Genomic DNA, 15,511 nt, shown 5'->3' on the forward strand with positions numbered 1-15,511 from the left:
CACACCGGCCCTCCGGGCGCTTCGTTCTTTCGTGTTTCCAGCTTACCAGACGTTTTCCGCTCCGTTTTCCGGAGTTTCATTCATCCGATTTGCTTTCCTGCTTGTCCCCGCTCTTTCGCGGCGACTCCGGAACTGTACGGGGATCGGCCCGTCACATGCAAATCGCCCCCGTCCGGCGGTCCGGACGGGGGCGATCGCGGTGCTCAGCGGACCTCGGTGATCTCCGGGCCGCGGGCGAACGGGTCGAGCGAGGTGCCGGTGTAGCGGGTGTCGCCCTCACCGGCGCCCGTGACCGCGCCGCCGCCGTCGGCGACCATCTGCGCGTCCTCGGGCAGCTTCAGCACGATCGGGTCGCGGGGTGCCATCGGGCCCTCGCCGCGGACGACGACGGTCTGCCGGAAGACCTGCTCCAGGATGCCGCCCACCTCGGGCTGCACCGCGGCCTGGCCGGAGATCACGCCGCGCAGGAACCAGCGCGGTCCGTCACAGCCGACGAAGCGCACCAGCTGGACACCCTGCGTGCCGTCCGGCAGCTGGACGGGGACCTGTGCGCGGAGGTGCCAGCCCAGCGGGCCCTCCTCCTCCTCGACCACGCCGCCCTGCGAGGTGATGCCGGTGGCGATCTCCTCGCGGACCTCGCCCCAGATGCCCTCGGACTTGGGGGCCGCGAAGGCCTGGAGCTGGATGGCGCTGTTGCCGAGGACGAGCGTGGCGGCGACGATCGACTCGCCGGCCACCTCGACCCGGAGCTCCATGCCCTCGACACCGGGGACCAGCAGGCCCCCGAGGTCCACCCGGCCCTCTTCGGGACCCTCCAGCTCGGAGTGGTCCCACGGCCCCTCCGGACGCGGGGCCGGCGGCAGCCCGACGCGGTCCGTCGGATCCAGGTCGGTCACGTTCTCGCTCTCGGCGGAACCTTCGACGTCATCGGCCGTCTCGTCGGCGCTGATGGCGTCGTCGGCGAGCTGCTCGACAGCGTCCTCGCTCTTCTGGCGACGACGGAACACGGTCACTGTCCTTCCCGGTCCAAGACCGATGCGAATACCTGCTCGGCTTCCTGCGAGGCCGCGGGCAGCCTAGACCGCGGCGTGGCCGCCGGTCGACCCGAACCCGCCCTCGGCGCGTGCCGACCCCGGCAGCTCGGCCACCTCGTGGAAGCGGGCCTTCTCGACCTGCTGGATGACCAGCTGGGCGATCCGGTCCCCTCGGCGGAAGCTGACCCCCTCGCGCGGGTCCAGATTGACGACGATCACCTTGATCTCTCCACGGTACCCGGCATCGACCGTCCCTGGGGCGTTCACCAGAGCAACACCGCAACGAGCTGCCAGGCCGGACCGGGGGTGGACGAACGCCGCGTAACCGTCGGGCAGCGCAATGGCGACACCGGTGGGAAGCACGGCCCGCTCGCCGGGGGCCAACTCCGCGTCGACGGTGGTCCGCAGGTCGGCTCCCGCGTCGCCGGGCTGCGCGTACGCGGGCAGCGGCAGCTCGGCGTCGATCCGCCGGATCAGGACGTCCAGGGGCGGGCGGGGGGTGCTGGTCAAGGGTTCACCTCAAGGGCTCGGGCGCGCTGCATCAGGTCAGGGTCGTCGAGGACCTTCTCGATGTCCTCCGGACGACCGTGCTTGGTGAAGTGTTCCAGCTTCACCTGGATGAAGAGTGCCTGCGCGCGCACGGCGACCGGTCCGTCCGGTCCGCCGATCCGGCCCTCGGCGGCGCTGTAGACCTTCCGACCGTGGACGCCGGTGACCCAGGCGCGGAGGTGAAGCCGGGTGTCCACCGGTACCGGGGCGAGGAAGTCGGTCTCCAGCCGGCCGGTGACGCCGGGGGCGTGCAGCAGCCAGTTGAGCGAGCCGAGGATCTCGTCCATGGCGGTGGTCAGCAGGCCGCCGTGGGCCAGACCCGGGCCGCCCTGGTGCTCGGAACGGACGGTGAACTCGCCGGTGACGTCCAGGCCCTCGCCGGCCACCGCGTCGATCCGCAGGCCCGTGGGGTGCCGGGGGCCGCAGCCGAAGCAGTGTTCGTAGTGCGAGCCGAGCCGGGTGCCCGGGGCGGGGGCCTCCGGGGCGCGCTCGGGGAGGACGGCCTCCGGCGGCGGCGTGGTCGACGACCGCGGCACGGCCGGCGCCGACGGGACGGAGGGGGAGGTGGGGGCTATCGAACCGGTCACGCCGCCCCACCCTACCGACCGGTAGGCGGGCCGGGACCGGGGGTGCCGTCCAGGGCCGGCCGTTGCGGCGCCCACAATGGGGGCATGTACGACGAACGCCTCACCGCGCCGCGCTCCTGGTGGTTGTTCCCGGTCGCGATCGGCCTCACGCTCGCGCTGACCCTGCTGCGAATCAGCGCGGTGGGCGCGCTGGTCGGACTGGTGGTCGGCATCGCCGCCGGTGCGGCCGCGATCAGCAGTTACGGCTCGGCCCGGATCCGGGTGGTCCAGGGATCCCTGGTGGCCGGCCCGGCCCGGATCCCGGTGGACGCCCTCGGCGCCGCCCACCCGCTCAGCCCGGCCGAGGCCGTGGCCTGGCGCGGGCCGAAGGCCGATCCGCGGGCGTTCATGCTGCTGCGCAGCTACGTTCCGACGGCGCTGCGGGTCGAGGTGACCGATCCGGCCGACCCGACGCCGTACCTCTACCTGTCGACCCGCTCCCCGATGAAGCTGGCCGAGGCCCTGGACGAGGCCCGCCGGGGCGCCCGCGCCTGACCGGGGCCTGACCGGGGCCGCACCGGGGCCGCACCGGGGGCGGGCCCGCCGAGCGGACCCCGCCGGGACGCGGACAACAGAAAAACGGAGAGGGACGGTTCCGCCTTCGCGGGACCGTCCCTCTGTATCTCCGTATGACCGTATGACTGGTGCGTCCGCCACGGCGACCGCCGGAGCTGCCGTCCGGCCCCGCTGCCCGGGGCCGGAAGGGGCGTTGTACCGGTCTCGCTGAAATCGCGAGGCCCGAGTCATGGCCGCCCTGGTCCTCAGGCGCCGCAGTCCCGGCAGATCGGGTTGCCGTTCTTCTCGCTGTACAGCTGGCTGCGGTGGTGGACCAGGAAGCAGCTCATGCAGGTGAACTCGTCGGCCTGCCGAGGCAGCACCCTGACGGAGAGCTCCTCGTTCGAGAGGTCCGCGCCGGGGAGCTCCATGCCCTCGGCAGCTTCGAACTCGTCGACGTCGACGGAGCTTCCGCCCTTGTCGTTCCGCCGAGCCTTGAGCTCCTCGATGCTGTCCTCGTTGAGCTCGTCGTCGGTCTTGCGTGGGGTGTCGTAGTCGGTAGCCATATTTCGCTCTCCCCCTCCGGGTTGTGCGGTGTGTGCGGTATCTCCAGCGCACGTAACGCATGGGGGGTCGGTCTTGTGCCCGACCCGAGGCGGAGATTTTGCCTTACTTCAAGCCCTGTTACTCAATCGACACTCAGCCGGGGGTCCGTTGGGGTGATCGACTCGGGTGCGAGGGGCCTCACGCTGGGCCATCGCCACGCCGCCGGAACGCCCGCGCGGCGGACACGGAGAGTGATCAAAAGCCCGTGCGGCGCCTGCGAATTCCCTTGCCCACCAGGGACGCGGGTCAATCCTCCGCGTCGGAGTCGATCATCGATCCGCTCACGGAAAGCGATCGGCGACGCCGCGGGCATGATCACGCTCCGAGGTCGTCCCGCATCGCGCAGCGACACGGTGTGAGCTTGGTCACGTTCTGAATCTTCCCGGGCAAAACGTGGAAAATCCGCCCAACCGGAGCGGCCCGGTCCGTGACCTTCCGGCCCCCGAGTTCGTGTCCGGCACACTGCCCTCCGGGCGGTCGGGAGGCCGCGCGGAGGGCCGCTCCCGCTCCCGTCGGACCCCCGGCCGCTCCGGCCGGGGGGTGGGCGCGGGCGCCGGCTACTTGGCGGCCTTGCGGGCCGCCCGGCGGGCCTGCAGCGCGGCCTGCCGCTCGTCGAACTTGGTCGCCTGGGCGTCCAGCCCGGCGAGGAAGAGGCCGAGCTCCTCCTGGGCCCGCGCGCCCTCCGGACCGAGACCGCCCACCTCCATGACCTTGAGGTGGCGCAGCACCGGCTGCAGCACGTCGTCGAGGTGGATCCGCAGGTTGTAGACGCCGCCGATGGCGATCTGGGCGGCGGCACGCTCGAAGCCGGGGATCCCGTGGCCCGGCATCCGGAAGTCGGTCACCACGTCGGCGATGGCCCGCATGGCCTGGTCGGGGGCGATCTCCAGGGCGGCCTTCAGCAGGTTCCGGTAGAAGACCATGTGCAGGTTCTCGTCGTTGGCGATCTTCGCGAGCAGCTGCTCGCACAGCGGGTCGCCGGCGAAGTGGCCGGTGTTGCGGTGCGAGATGCGGGTCGCGAGCTCCTGGAAGGCCACGTAGGCGACCGACTGCAGCATGCTGTGCGCGTTGTCGGACTCGAAGCCCTCCGACATGTGCGCCATCCGGGCCCGCTCCAGCTCGACCGGGTCGACGGCCCGGGTGGTGAGCAGGTAGTCACGGATCGCTATCCCGTGCCGGCCCTCCTCCGCGGTCCAGCGGTGCACCCAGGCACCCCACGCGCCCTCGCGGCCGAACATGGTCGCGATCTCGTGGTGGTAGCTCGGGAGGTTGTCCTCGGTGAGCAGGTTGACCACCAGCGCGACCCGGCCGAGCGGGGTCACCTTGGACTGGCCGAGCTCCCAGGCCTCGCCGCCGAGGACGCCGTCGAAGTCGCGGCCCTGGCTCCACGGGACGAACTCGTGGGGCATCCACTCCTTGGCGACCTTCAGGTGGCGGTCGAGTTCCTTCTCGACGACCTCTTCGAGGGCCAGGATCAGCCGGGCGTCGGTCCAGGTGCTCGAACCGAGCGAGGCGCTGCGCTGCACGGGGGCGATGGTCACGAGTCTGAACTCCTGGGGGACGGGCACGCGCGGGACGGGCGCGTTGGGACGGGCGCGTCGGATACGCACTTACGGTTGCGTAGGTTACGACACCGTAAGTTGCTCGGGCCGGAAAAGACAAGCCGCCCCCGCCAGGGCTTATGTCTTCTTGACAGCCTGACGGGGGCGGCTAGCGGTCGGGGCGCGGAGGCCGGGCGGCACGGACGGCCGGTACGGACCACGGAGGGGCCAGGAGGGCCCTGACGGGGCCGGGAGGGCCCTCGGACGCTCCCGGCGCGCCCGGTGGTGCGGCTCAGGCGCCGGGGATGCGCACGCGCATCGTGAGGCCGCCGCCGGAACGCGGGGTGGCCTCGATGGTGCCGTGGTGCGCGCGGACCACCGAGCGGACGATCGAGAGTCCGAGGCCGACGCCCTTGTCGCTGCGGGTCCGGTCGGCCCCCTTCACCCGGCGGAACGGTTCGAAGATGTGCTCCAGCTCGTACCCGGGGACGACCGGGCCGGTGTTGGAGACCACGAGCTCGCCTCCGCCGGGCACCGGGGCGGTGGTGATCTCGACCCACCCGCCGGCGGAGTTGTAGCGGACGGCGTTCTGCAGCAGGTTGAGCGCGATCCGCTCCAGCAGCACCCCGTTCCCGGCGACCGTCGCCGGGTGGAGCGTGGCGCGCAGCTCGACCTCGCGGTTGCCGGCCTCGGCCCGGGTCTGCTCCAGCGCCCTGGTGGCCACCTCGGAGAATTCCACCGGACGGCGGTCGGTCAGCTCGTTGTCGCTGCGGGCGAGCAGCAGGAGGCCCTCCACCAACTGCTCGCTGCGCTCGTTGGTGGCGAGCAGGGTCTTGCCGAGCTGCTGGAGGTCGTTCGAGGCGTCGGGGTCGGAGAGCTGGACCTCCAGCAGGGTCCGGTTGATCGCCAGCGGGGTGCGCAGCTCGTGCGAGGCGTTGGCGACGAAGCGTCGCTGGGAGTCGAAGGAGTGGTCGAGGCGGTCGAGCATGTCGTCGAAGGTGTCGGCCAGCTCCTTGAGCTCGTCGTCCGGCCCGTCCAGCTCGATCCGCCGGTGCAGGTCGGAGGAGGCGACCTCGCGGGCGGTGCGGGTGATCCGGCCCAGCGGGCGCAGCACCCGGCCGGCCATCGCGTAGCCGGCCGCGAAGGCGATCACGGCGAGGCAGACCAGCACGGTGAGGGACTTGCGCAGCAGGGTGTTGAGGGCCGCGCTGGAGGCGGCCTCGTGCCGCTTCACGAGGAACTGGTTGAACTGCTCGGGGGTCATCACCACGCCGTTGACGGTGGTGCCCTTCTCGAAGATGAAGGGCGGCGGCGCGACGTCGTGCAGGGCCTGGCGGAGGAAGAAGTACATGAGCATCAGCAGGACCACGCCGGCCATCAGGAACATCCCGCCGTAGAGCAGGGTCAGCCGGATCCGGATGGTGGGGCGGAACGGCAGCCAGGCGAGCATGCCGTCGCCGGGCACGTAGGTGTCCTGCGGCTGGTGCAACCGGGGGGCGCGCGGCGGGTGCACGGGCTTCGGCGGCACGGCCCTGGGTCCTGCGGCGCGCCCGCCGGCGGGCGCGCCGGAGGGCCCGCCGGCCGTGGGCGGGGTGGTCATGATGGTCCTCTCGGAGCGTCCGCCGGGGCGGCGGGCGCGATGGGGCCGGCCGCGGGGGCCGGTACGGTCAGATCCGGTAGCCGGAGCCCGGCACGGTGACGATCACCGGCGGGTCGCCGAGCTTGCGGCGCAGCGTCATCACGGTGACGCGCACGACGTTGGTGAACGGGTCGGTGTGCTCGTCCCAGGCCTTTTCGAGCAGCTGCTCGGCGGAGACGACGGCTCCGCCGGCCCGCATCAGGACCTCCAGGACGGCGAACTCCTTGGGGGCCAGCTGGACGGGCCGTCCGTCGCGGATCACCTCGCGGCGGCCGGGGTCGACCGAGATGCCGGCCCGTTCCAGGACGGGGGGCAGCGGGACGGTCGCACGGCGGCCCAGCGCCCGGACCCGGGCGACGAGTTCGCTGAAGGCGAACGGCTTCGGAAGGTAGTCGTCCGCTCCGATCTCCAGCCCTTCGACGCGGTCGCTGATGTCACCGGAGGCGGTCAGCATGATCACCCTGGTGGCCAGGCCCTGGTCGACCACGCTGCGGCAGACGTCGTCACCGTGGACCAGCGGAAGGTCCCGGTCGAGCACGACCACGTCGTAGTCGTTGACCGCGATGCGCTGGAGCGCGGCCTCCCCGTCGTACACCACGTCGACGGCCATCGCCTCGCGGCGCAGACCTGTGGCGACTGCCTCGGCGAGCAGCTGCTCGTCCTCGACGACGAGAACCCGCACGGTCGTTGTCCCTTCTCCAGGCCGGCCCCGGAAAAGCGGACGCACGGCTCCGACGGTGCCCCCCATCCTGCCTGGTCCTGCGGTAAAGCAGCGATAAGCTGCCCCGGAGGCAGCGGCGGCCGGCCGCCGGGCAACGGTCCGGTGACGGTTCGGGTGTCCACCACTCCGATTGGACTGTGACGCGGGCAACTTTCTCGCGCGGGGAGGTTTCCCCGTCCCGGGGGCGGGGAGGACAGCTGCACACCCGCGATCTGGCTGTAGGCCGATCGCACCCACCCGCCGTGCGTTCATCCGCGCCGGCCCTGGGGCTGGGGCGTCACGGGAGCGGCCGAGGGCCGTCTCCGCGCCCGACCGGAGACTTCACTGCCCGGCTCGGACGCTTCCGCTGGCCACCACGACCTCGGGGCGGGGGACGCACGACCGTGCACGTCCGACACAGTAAGGGGGCCCGTATGGACGCCTTCACCGCCGGAATCCTGCAGCGCATCGCCAACGCCGAGCAGGATCTGCACCGCGCGATCGAGGCCGGGGACGAATTCCTGGCCGAGGTGGAACAGTCCGAGCTGGACGACCTCCGCCGGCTTGCCGCCGAACACGGCGTGGACACGGTGCTGGAACGGCACCGCACCGCCGCCTGACCGACCACCGACCCGACGCCGGTTCCCCGGCACCAGCGGCCCTGAGGGGGTCGTGCGAGAACCCAGGCCCTGGCATCCCCCGTATGCCAGGGCTCTTCGCTGTCCCGGCACGGCCGCGGGCCCCAGCCGGAGCGGGCGCGGCACGCGCTCGCTGGCCGGCCGCGCCCGGGAGCGGGTCAGTCGGCCCAGGCCCGCAGGGCGGCGAGGCGCTCCTGGAGCGGCTCGTAGACGCCGGGCGCGGCGGCCACCGTCAGCGCTCCGTCCGGCCCGTGGCCGGGTCGGCCGCCGACCAGCGCACCGGCCTCGGCGGCGATCAGGCAGCCGGCGGCCCGGTCCCAGGGGGCCAGCCCGCGCTCGTAGTAGCCGTCCAGCCGGCCGGCGGCGACGTCACAGAGGTCCACCGCGGCGGCGCCGCCCCGGCGGATGTCGCGCACCTCGGGCATCAGGGCCAGCAGCACCTCGGCCTGCCGGACCCGGACCGGCTGCACGTAGTTGAAGCCGGTGGCGATCAGGGCCTGGCCCCACGGGGGCGCCGGACGGGCCCCGATCGGCCGGCCGTCCAGCTGCGCGCCGCGGCCCAGCACGGCCTGGAACAGCTCGCCCCGGGCCGGTGCGAGGACCACCCCGGCCACCGCCCGCCCGTCCAGCTCGGCGGCCACGCTGACCGCCCAGGACGGCAGTCCGTAGAGGTAGTTCACGGTGCCGTCGAGCGGGTCGACGACCCAGCGCACGCCGCTGGTGCCGGCCCGCTCGGCGCCCTCCTCGCCCAGGTAGCCGTCCCTGGGGCGGCGTTCGGCGATCAGCTCCAGGACGAGCTTCTCGGAGGCCAGGTCCATCTCGGTGACCACGTCGACCGGGCTGCTCTTGGTCCCGGCCACGCCCAGGTCGGCGGGCCTGCCGTCGAGCAGCAGGGCGCCCGCCCGCCGGGCGGCGTCCAGGGCGACGTCGAGCAGCTCGTCGAGCAGGGCCGGGTCGGGCGCGGCGGTTCCGGGAACGGCGGGGCTGGTCACGAAGGTCTCCTCGGAGGGGTCAGCGCTCGGCGGCGGCCGGGCGGGGGGCGCGCGGGTTGGGGCAGCAGGCGACCGCGCAGACGTCGTGGCCGGGGCCGAGCGTGCCGAGGGCGCGACGGGTCACCGGCTCGCCGCGCTCGGCGGCGGCCCGCTCCAGGACGAGTTCGCGGACGGCCGCGGTGAACCGGGGGTCGGCGCCGACGGTGGCGGCCCGGGCGACCGGCAGGCCGAGTTCGGCGGCCTTGGCCGCCGCCTCGGTGTCGAGGTCGTACTTGACCTCCATGTGGTCGGAGACGAAGCCGATCGGGACCATCACCACGGCCGGGTCGCCCTCGGCGTGCCGGGCCTCCAGGTGGTCGCAGATGTCCGGTTCCAGCCACGGGGTGTGCGGGGCGCCGCTGCGGCTCTGGAAGACCAGGTCCCAGGGCCGGTCCCGGACGCCGGTCCGCTCGGCGACGGCGGTGGCGACCAGCCGGGCCACGTCCAGGTGCTGGGCGACGTACGCGCCGCCGGGGCGACCGCGGGCCGGGTCGTCCGGGGCGCCGGAGCTCTCGGCCATGGTGTCCGGGATCGAGTGGGTGGTGAACGCCAGCCGGGCGCCGTCCCGGACGTCCTCGGGGAGCCGGGTCAGGGCGTCCAGGGTGGCGTCGATCATCGGCTCGACGAAGCCGGGGTGGTTGTAGAAGTGGCGCAGCATGTCGACGGCCGGCACGGGCAGGCCCTCGGCCGCGAGCGCGGCCAGCGCGACGGCGAGGTTCTCCCGGTACTGGCGGCAGCCGGAGTACCCGGCGTAGGCGCTGGTGGCGAGGACGGCGATCCGGCGGTGCCCGTCGGCGACCGCCTCGCGCAGGGTGTCGACCAGGTAGGGCGCCCAGTTCCGGTTGCCCCAGTAGACCGGCAGGCCGAGGCCGTGCTCGGCGAAGTCCTTGCGCAGCGCGGCCAGCAGCTCGCGGTTCTGCTCGTTGATCGGACTCACGCCGCCGAACAGGAAGTAGTGCTTGCCCACCTCCCGCAGGCGTTCCTTCGGGATGCCGCGGCCCCGGGTGACGTTCTCGAGGAACGGGACGACGTCCTCGGGGGCCTCGGGCCCGCCGAAGGAGAGCAGCAGCAGCGCGTCGTACGGGGCGGCGCCGGTGAGGGAGGTGTTGCGCGCGTCGGACATGGCACCGATCCTGCCACTGCGGGACGGACCGCCTGGGTCGGGGCCGCCCCTGGTGCCCGGAAAAATCCAGTTTGCCAAGGTTCGTAGGCTGTCCTTACCGGTCTCGTTCCTTACCCCCCTGCGGAGCTCCCGTGCTGTCCAGCTACCGCCAGATCTTCGCCGCACCCGGCAGTCTGGCCTTCTCGTCCACCGGATTCATAGCCCGGCTGCCGATCTCCATGACGGGGATCGGCATCGTCACGATGCTCTCCGAGCTCAGAGGCTCCTTCGGTGTGGCCGGCCTCGTGTCGGCCACGATGGCGGTGTCCGCGGCGGTCCTGGGGCCTCAGGTCTCCCGGCTGGTGGACCGGCACGGACAGCGCCGGATCCTGATGCCCGCCACCGCGATCACCGTCGCCGCCGCCGTCGGGCTGCTGATCTGCGCGCGGCTGGGGGCTCCGGCCTGGACGCTCTTCGTGTTCGCGGCCGGGATGGGCGTGATGCCGAGCGCCGGGGCGATGGTCCGGGCCCGCTGGGCGCACCTGTACCGGGACCAGGCGCCGCGGCTGCACACCGCGTACTCGTTCGAGGCGGTGGTCGACGAGGTCTGCTTCATCGTGGGCCCGATCCTCGCCGTGACCCTGGCCACCTCCGTGTTCCCGGAGGCGGGCGTGCTGCTCGCCGGGGTCTTCCTCGCGGTGGGCGTGGTGCTGTTCGCCGCCCAGCGGAGCACCGAGCCGCCCGTCCACCCCTCCGCCCGGCACACCGGCACACCGGTGATCCGCAACCGCGGCCTCCAGGTGCTGATCCTGACCTTCGTGGCGACCGGCGCGATCTTCGGCTCGGTCGAGGTGGTCACCGTCGCCTACGCGAAGGCGCAGGGGCACACGGCGATCTCCAGCGTGATCCTGGCGCTCTGGGCCTTCGGCTCCTGCCTGGCCGGGGTGGTGTTCGGGACGCTGAAGCTGACCGGCTCCATGGCCGGCCGCTTCCTCGGCGGGGTGGTGTTCATGGCGGTCAGCATGGTGCCGCTGCTGCTGATCGCCGAGTCGGTGAGCGGGGTCGGCGGACTGGTGGCGGTCGGCGGCGCGCTGCTGATCGCGGGCATCGCCATCTCCCCCACCCTGATCACCGCGATGGCGCTGGTCGAGCGGCTGGTCCCGCCGGCCCAGCTGACCGAGGGCATGACCTGGACGACCACGGGGCTCGCCCTCGGTGTCGCGACCGGCTCCTCGGCCGGCGGCTGGGTGGTCGACGCGGCCGGGGCGGCCGCCGGATACTGGGTGCCGTTGACCGCCGGGGCGTTCGGCGTGGTCGCCGCGCTGATCGGGACGGGGCGGCTGCGGACCGGCCTGGCCGCGCTGGAGGCCACGCAGCCCGCCGCCAAGACCGTAGACCTCGAACGGTGAGCTGACTTACCCTCCTCCCTACCCGTGGGCTACCCGCGGGTAGGGACCCAGGTGCGCCGACGCCGCTCGGCCACGGAGCAGGAGGCGCCGCAATGCCCCAGGCCAGGACCGCAGCCCGTACCCGCTGGACCAACTGGGCGGGCAACCAGAGCGCCCACCCGGCCCGGGCGGTCACCCCCGGGACGGCGGAGGAACTGGCCAAGGAGATCCTGCGCGCCGCCGACGGGGGCCGGACGGTCAAGGCGGTCGGCTCCGGCCACTCCTTCACCTCGATCGCCTCCGCCGGGGACGGCGTCCTGGTCCGCCCGCACGCGATGACCGCCGTCCGGGGCGTCGACCGGGAGAACGGCACGGTCACCGTCGAGGCCGGGCTCCCGCTGCACCGGCTCAACCGGGTGCTCGCCGCCGCCGGCCTCTCGCTCACCAACATGGGCGACATCGAGGTGCAGACCGCGGCCGGCGCCACCAGTACCGGCACCCACGGCACCGGCCGGGACTCCGCCTCGCTCGCCGCCCAGCTCCGCGGGCTGGAGATCGTGCTCGCCGACGGCAGCATCCGGCAGTGCTCCCCCACCGAGAACGCGCGGCTCTTCGAGGGCGCCCGGCTCGGCCTCGGCGCGCTCGGCGTGATCACCGCGCTCACCTTCGCGGTGGAACCGGCCTTCCTCCTCACCGCCCACGAGCAGCCGATGGGCTTCGACGAGGTACTGGAGCGGCTGGACGACCTGACCGCCGTCAACGAGCACTTCGAGTTCTACTGGTTCCCGCACACGTCCCGCTGCTCGACCAAGCGGAACAACCGCAGCCAGGGGCCGGCCGCACCGCTGCCCCGGTTCAAGGAGTGGCTGGAGGACGACTTCCTCTCCAACACCGTCTGGGAGGGGGCCTGCCGGGTCGGCCGCCGGTTCCCCGCCGCGGTGCCCACCATCGCCGCGGTGGCCAGCCGCGCCTGGTCGGACCGGAGCTACACCGACACCGCGTACCGGGTGTTCACCAGCCCCCGCACGGTCCGGTTCACCGAGATGGAGTACGCGGTGCCGCGTGAGGCGGTCGGCGACGTCCTGCGCGAGCTGAGGGCGATGGTCGAACGGTCGGACTGGCGGATCAGCTTCCCGGTCGAGGTGCGGTTCGCGCCCGCCGACGACCTCTGGCTCTCCACCGCCCACGGCCGGGACACCGCCTACATCGCCGTCCACCTCTACCGGGGCACCGCCGAACAGGGCTACTTCACGGCCGTCGAGCAACTCATGACCGCCCACCGGGGGCGGCCGCACTGGGGCAAGCTGCACACCCGGGACGCCGAGTACCTCGCCGGGGCCTACCCCCGGTTCGCGGACTTCACCGCGCTGCGGGACGAGGTCGACCCGGACCGCCGGTTCGGCAACGACCACCTCCGCCGGGTGCTGGGGGCCTAGCCGCTTCCCCGCCCGACCTGCCCGACCCGCCCGACCCGCCTGCCTCGGCCGTCTCGGGCGGCCCTACTGACCCGACCCGCCCGGCTGCTGCTGCGGATCCGGAGCCGCCGGGGCGGTGGCCGCCGGCGGGACGACCGCGGTACCCGGGGCCGGGGGCTTCGGCGTCGCACCGCCGGACGGACCGGCGGAGGCCCCGCCCCCGGACGGCGCGGACGACTCGCCGGAGGGGCGGGCGGAGGGCGTCGCGCCCGGACTCCCGCCCGGGTCCGGCGTGGAGCCGGCCGAGGGGGACGCGGCGCCGGACGTCCCGGTGCCCGCGCTCGGACTCGTTCCCGGGCTCGGGCGTTCCGAGGCGCCGCCGCCCTTGCCCGCCGAGGGCGAGGCCCCCGGACCGCCGGTCGCACCGGGAGACGGCACGGGCGAGGGGACGGAGGAGGGTCCGCCACCCGACGGCCCGCCGTCCGACGGGGCCGGTGGCTTCCGCTCGACCGTGCCGCCCAGCGAGGTGCCGGTACCCGACCCGCCCTTCACCGTCGCGGACACCGGCTGCCCGGTGGCGAGCTCGAACGCGAGTATCGGCACCATCGCGAGCGTGAAGACCAGCGCGGAGACCGTCGCGTACGACTTCCACGTCCAGCGCCGACGCGCCCGGACCGTGCGCGGGGCGTTCCACTCCGCGGAGGGCGGCTCGGAAGGGCGGGTCGAGGACGGGGTGGTGGAGCCCCCCGGCACCGGTTGCGGTCCGGTCGCCTGCCGGAGCCCGTTCGCCAACTGGCCCGGCGCGGCGGTGCGGTCCACCGCCTCCCGCAGCTGTTCGCCGGTCCTTTTGAAAACGTGCTGGAACACCGCACCGCCGGTGGTCGCGCCGACACTCACCACGGCCGCGCCCAGAATGGTTCCGTAGACCCCGAGTTCGGACGCGAGCAGCGCCCCCACCACCGTGGCCAGCGCACTCGCCACGACCTGAGCCACACTCAGATCAATTCGCCTGCGACCTTCCTTGCCGTCCTCCCCGGCGGGCTTCTCCTGCGGCATCGACATCCCTCAAGTCAGTACGACTGTCTTTCGAACAAGTCACTCCATCTTGCCCAAAGAAGGACACAAGGGTCGAAAATGCGGTTCTGTGCGGGAGATATATGTGAAGATGATCACCGTTCACCGGGTGATCCTCGGCCATTGAGGTCGTGCGCTCTTGAGATTCCCGTGAATCGCGGGAGACTTGAGCGGCGAGCCGCCCCTCTGGTTGCCACGAATGGAGTACTGTTCGTAAAGCCTGAGCCTTGGGTCGACTTGTCGACTACCCATCAACAGGGAAGCCGACAAGGAGCCACGGTGCAGACACGCACGGCGACGCCCGTCCCGGATCGTCGCGTTCACTGCGCGTGCGAGAACGGCCGGGACACCCAGGCGCGACGTCGACGGATGGCGTGGCAAAAAGGCAACCGTGCCACAGCGGCGTGACCGGGCGTAAGCCCGACACGCCGGGGAACTCAGCAAGGTTGTGGCCAGTCGCGAGCGGGCAGGCCACACTCAGTACGGGAGCAGCGACGCAGGTGACGTCGGCAGGCACCACCCGGGAGGTAACCGTGCCCGAACTGCGGGTTGTGGCCGTCAGCAACGACGGCACACGGCTGGTGCTCAAGGCCGCCGACAGCACGGAGTACACCCTTCCCATCGACGAGCGGCTTCGTGCCGCCATCCGTGGTGACCGTCCGCGTCTCGGCCAGATCGAGATCGAGGTGGAGAGCCACCTCCGTCCTCGGGACATCCAGGCCCGGATACGAGCCGGTGCCTCCGCCGAGGAGGTCGCGCAGGCGGCCGGCATCTCCGTCGACCGCGTCCGACGCTTCGAGGGTCCCGTCCTGGCCGAGCGCGCCTTCATGGCCGAGCGGGCCCGGAAGACCGCGATCCGCCGGCACGGCGAGTCCTCCGGCCCCCAGCTGGGCGAGGCGGTGGCCGAGCGGCTGGCGCTGCGCGGCGCGGAGAAGGACACCGAGCGCTGGGACTCCTGGCGCCGCGACGACGGTACGTGGGAGGTCATCCTCTCCTACCGGGCCGACGGCGAGGGCCGCAGCGCGGCCTGGACGTACGACCCGCCCCGGCGCCTGGTGCAGCCCAACGACGACGAGGCCCGCGCGCTGATCGGCGAGAACGTCGAGCGCGAGGAGGAGTCGGTCTTCCCGTTCATCCCGCGGATCGCCCGGCTCCCCCACGACCGGCCGCTGCGGCCGATGATCGACCGTCCCTCCGCGGACCGGATCATGTCGTCCCGCGAGGTGCGCGAGTCCCGCGAGGCGACGGCCGAGGCCAGGGACTCGCTGACCAGCCTGCTGGACGTCGTCCCGGCGTTCCGGGGCGACCTCGCCGTGGGCGCCCCGCCGCCGGTCGAGCCGATGCCCGCCGAGGTCGCCGAGGAGGCCGAGGAACCGGCGGCCGCCGCTCCGGCGGTCGGCGCGGGCTCCGCGTACGCGGACATCCTGATGCCGCGCGCGGTCGCGCCGCACCGGGAGCGACTGGTCGGCACCACCGACCGGCAGGCCGAGGCGGACGGCGTCCGGCCCGGGCGCCGGGCCACCGTGCCGAGCTGGGACGAGATCGTCTTCGGCAGCCGGCGCAAGAAGCAGGAGTGACACCGGGCACGACGGTGTGACGAAGGGGCGGGAGGCCGTGGCCTCCCGCCCCATCGTCAAACCGTCCCCCGTCACCCGAGACGGGGTGGCGTCGGC

15 protein-coding genes are annotated in these 15,511 nt (G+C 73.1%); 5 read left to right on the plus strand and 10 right to left on the minus strand.

What is annotated here, in order from left to right; translation table 11 throughout:
• Window positions 1–203 precede the first annotated feature (203 nt).
• From ACFWIC_RS39510 to ACFWIC_RS39520, 3 genes are all read right to left on the minus strand, one after another.
• Window positions 204–1,007 (minus strand): DUF3710 domain-containing protein, encoded by an 804-nt coding sequence (locus ACFWIC_RS39510; protein WP_329950052.1) that lies wholly within the window; start codon window positions 1,005–1,007, stop codon window positions 204–206.
• Window positions 1,008–1,076: 69 nt separating this feature from the next.
• Window positions 1,077–1,544, minus strand: coding sequence for a dUTP diphosphatase (dut, locus tag ACFWIC_RS39515; protein WP_329882674.1), 468 nt, complete (start codon window positions 1,542–1,544; stop codon window positions 1,077–1,079).
• Complete coding sequence (locus tag ACFWIC_RS39520; protein WP_380521933.1) at window positions 1,541–2,119, minus strand: PaaI family thioesterase; 579 nt, start codon at window positions 2,117–2,119, stop codon at window positions 1,541–1,543. The genes dut and ACFWIC_RS39520 overlap by 4 nt, the downstream gene beginning before the upstream one ends.
• Before the next feature lie 135 nt (window positions 2,120–2,254).
• Here ACFWIC_RS39520 and ACFWIC_RS39525 point away from each other — a divergent pair, with 135 nt between their 5' ends.
• A complete protein-coding gene (locus tag ACFWIC_RS39525) occupies window positions 2,255–2,704 on the plus strand; it encodes a DUF3093 domain-containing protein (RefSeq protein WP_329882673.1) in 450 nt (149 codons plus the stop codon).
• Between the two features lie 266 nt (window positions 2,705–2,970).
• Here the strand turns inward: ACFWIC_RS39525 and ACFWIC_RS39530 are convergent, their stop codons facing one another.
• The 4 genes from ACFWIC_RS39530 to ACFWIC_RS39545 all read right to left on the minus strand — a co-directional run bounded on the left by ACFWIC_RS39530 (window position 2,971) and on the right by ACFWIC_RS39545 (window position 7,172).
• A complete protein-coding gene (locus ACFWIC_RS39530) occupies window positions 2,971–3,270 on the minus strand; it encodes a DUF4193 domain-containing protein (RefSeq protein WP_327681335.1) in 300 nt (99 codons plus the stop codon).
• 597 nt (window positions 3,271–3,867) lie between these two features.
• Window positions 3,868–4,851: an acyl-ACP desaturase gene (locus ACFWIC_RS39535; protein WP_380362645.1), complete on the minus strand. Its 984-nt coding sequence runs from the start codon at window positions 4,849–4,851 to the stop codon at window positions 3,868–3,870.
• Window positions 4,852–5,143: 292 nt separating this feature from the next.
• The gene (locus tag ACFWIC_RS39540) at window positions 5,144–6,451 is read right to left on the minus strand and encodes a sensor histidine kinase (protein WP_380362647.1); all 1,308 of its coding nucleotides are present in this window, start codon (window positions 6,449–6,451) and stop codon (window positions 5,144–5,146) included.
• A 67-nt stretch (window positions 6,452–6,518) separates the two neighbouring features.
• Window positions 6,519–7,172, minus strand: coding sequence for a response regulator transcription factor (locus tag ACFWIC_RS39545; RefSeq protein WP_329489897.1), 654 nt, complete (start codon window positions 7,170–7,172; stop codon window positions 6,519–6,521).
• Between the two features lie 452 nt (window positions 7,173–7,624).
• On the opposite strand from ACFWIC_RS39545, the gene ACFWIC_RS39550 reads away from it, so the two are divergent.
• A complete protein-coding gene (locus tag ACFWIC_RS39550) occupies window positions 7,625–7,810 on the plus strand; it encodes a hypothetical protein (protein WP_030301315.1) in 186 nt (61 codons plus the stop codon).
• Between the two features lie 176 nt (window positions 7,811–7,986).
• On the opposite strand, the gene ACFWIC_RS39555 is transcribed toward ACFWIC_RS39550, so the two are convergent.
• The gene (locus ACFWIC_RS39555) at window positions 7,987–8,820 is read right to left on the minus strand and encodes an inositol monophosphatase family protein (RefSeq protein WP_380521927.1); all 834 of its coding nucleotides are present in this window, start codon (window positions 8,818–8,820) and stop codon (window positions 7,987–7,989) included.
• Window positions 8,821–8,839: 19 nt separating this feature from the next.
• On the minus strand, window positions 8,840–9,982 hold the full coding sequence (locus ACFWIC_RS39560) for a ferrochelatase (RefSeq protein WP_380521929.1): 1,143 nt from the start codon (window positions 9,980–9,982) through the stop codon (window positions 8,840–8,842).
• Between the two features lie 131 nt (window positions 9,983–10,113).
• On the opposite strand from ACFWIC_RS39560, the gene ACFWIC_RS39565 reads away from it, so the two are divergent.
• Together ACFWIC_RS39565 and ACFWIC_RS39570 are read left to right on the plus strand one after the other, a co-directional pair.
• Window positions 10,114–11,370, plus strand: a complete 1,257-nt coding sequence (locus ACFWIC_RS39565; RefSeq protein ID WP_380362655.1) for an MFS transporter — start codon at window positions 10,114–10,116, stop codon at window positions 11,368–11,370.
• Between the two features lie 92 nt (window positions 11,371–11,462).
• The gene (locus tag ACFWIC_RS39570; protein WP_355405192.1) at window positions 11,463–12,785 is read left to right on the plus strand and encodes a D-arabinono-1,4-lactone oxidase; all 1,323 of its coding nucleotides are present in this window, start codon (window positions 11,463–11,465) and stop codon (window positions 12,783–12,785) included.
• A gap of 63 nt (window positions 12,786–12,848) precedes the next feature.
• Here ACFWIC_RS39570 and ACFWIC_RS39575 read toward each other — a convergent pair whose 3' ends face one another.
• On the minus strand, window positions 12,849–13,757 hold the full coding sequence (locus ACFWIC_RS39575) for a hypothetical protein (protein WP_380521931.1): 909 nt from the start codon (window positions 13,755–13,757) through the stop codon (window positions 12,849–12,851).
• 581 nt (window positions 13,758–14,338) lie between these two features.
• Between ACFWIC_RS39575 and sepH the strand changes: the two genes are divergently transcribed.
• Window positions 14,339–15,415 (plus strand): septation protein SepH, encoded by a 1,077-nt coding sequence (sepH, locus tag ACFWIC_RS39580; RefSeq protein WP_329882666.1) that lies wholly within the window; start codon window positions 14,339–14,341, stop codon window positions 15,413–15,415.
• The last annotated feature ends 96 nt before the right edge of the window (window positions 15,416–15,511 follow it).

The sequence above is a fragment of the Kitasatospora sp. NPDC127035 genome (assembly GCF_042726075.1).
In the GTDB taxonomy this organism is placed as follows: Bacteria; Actinomycetota; Actinomycetes; order Streptomycetales; family Streptomycetaceae; genus Kitasatospora.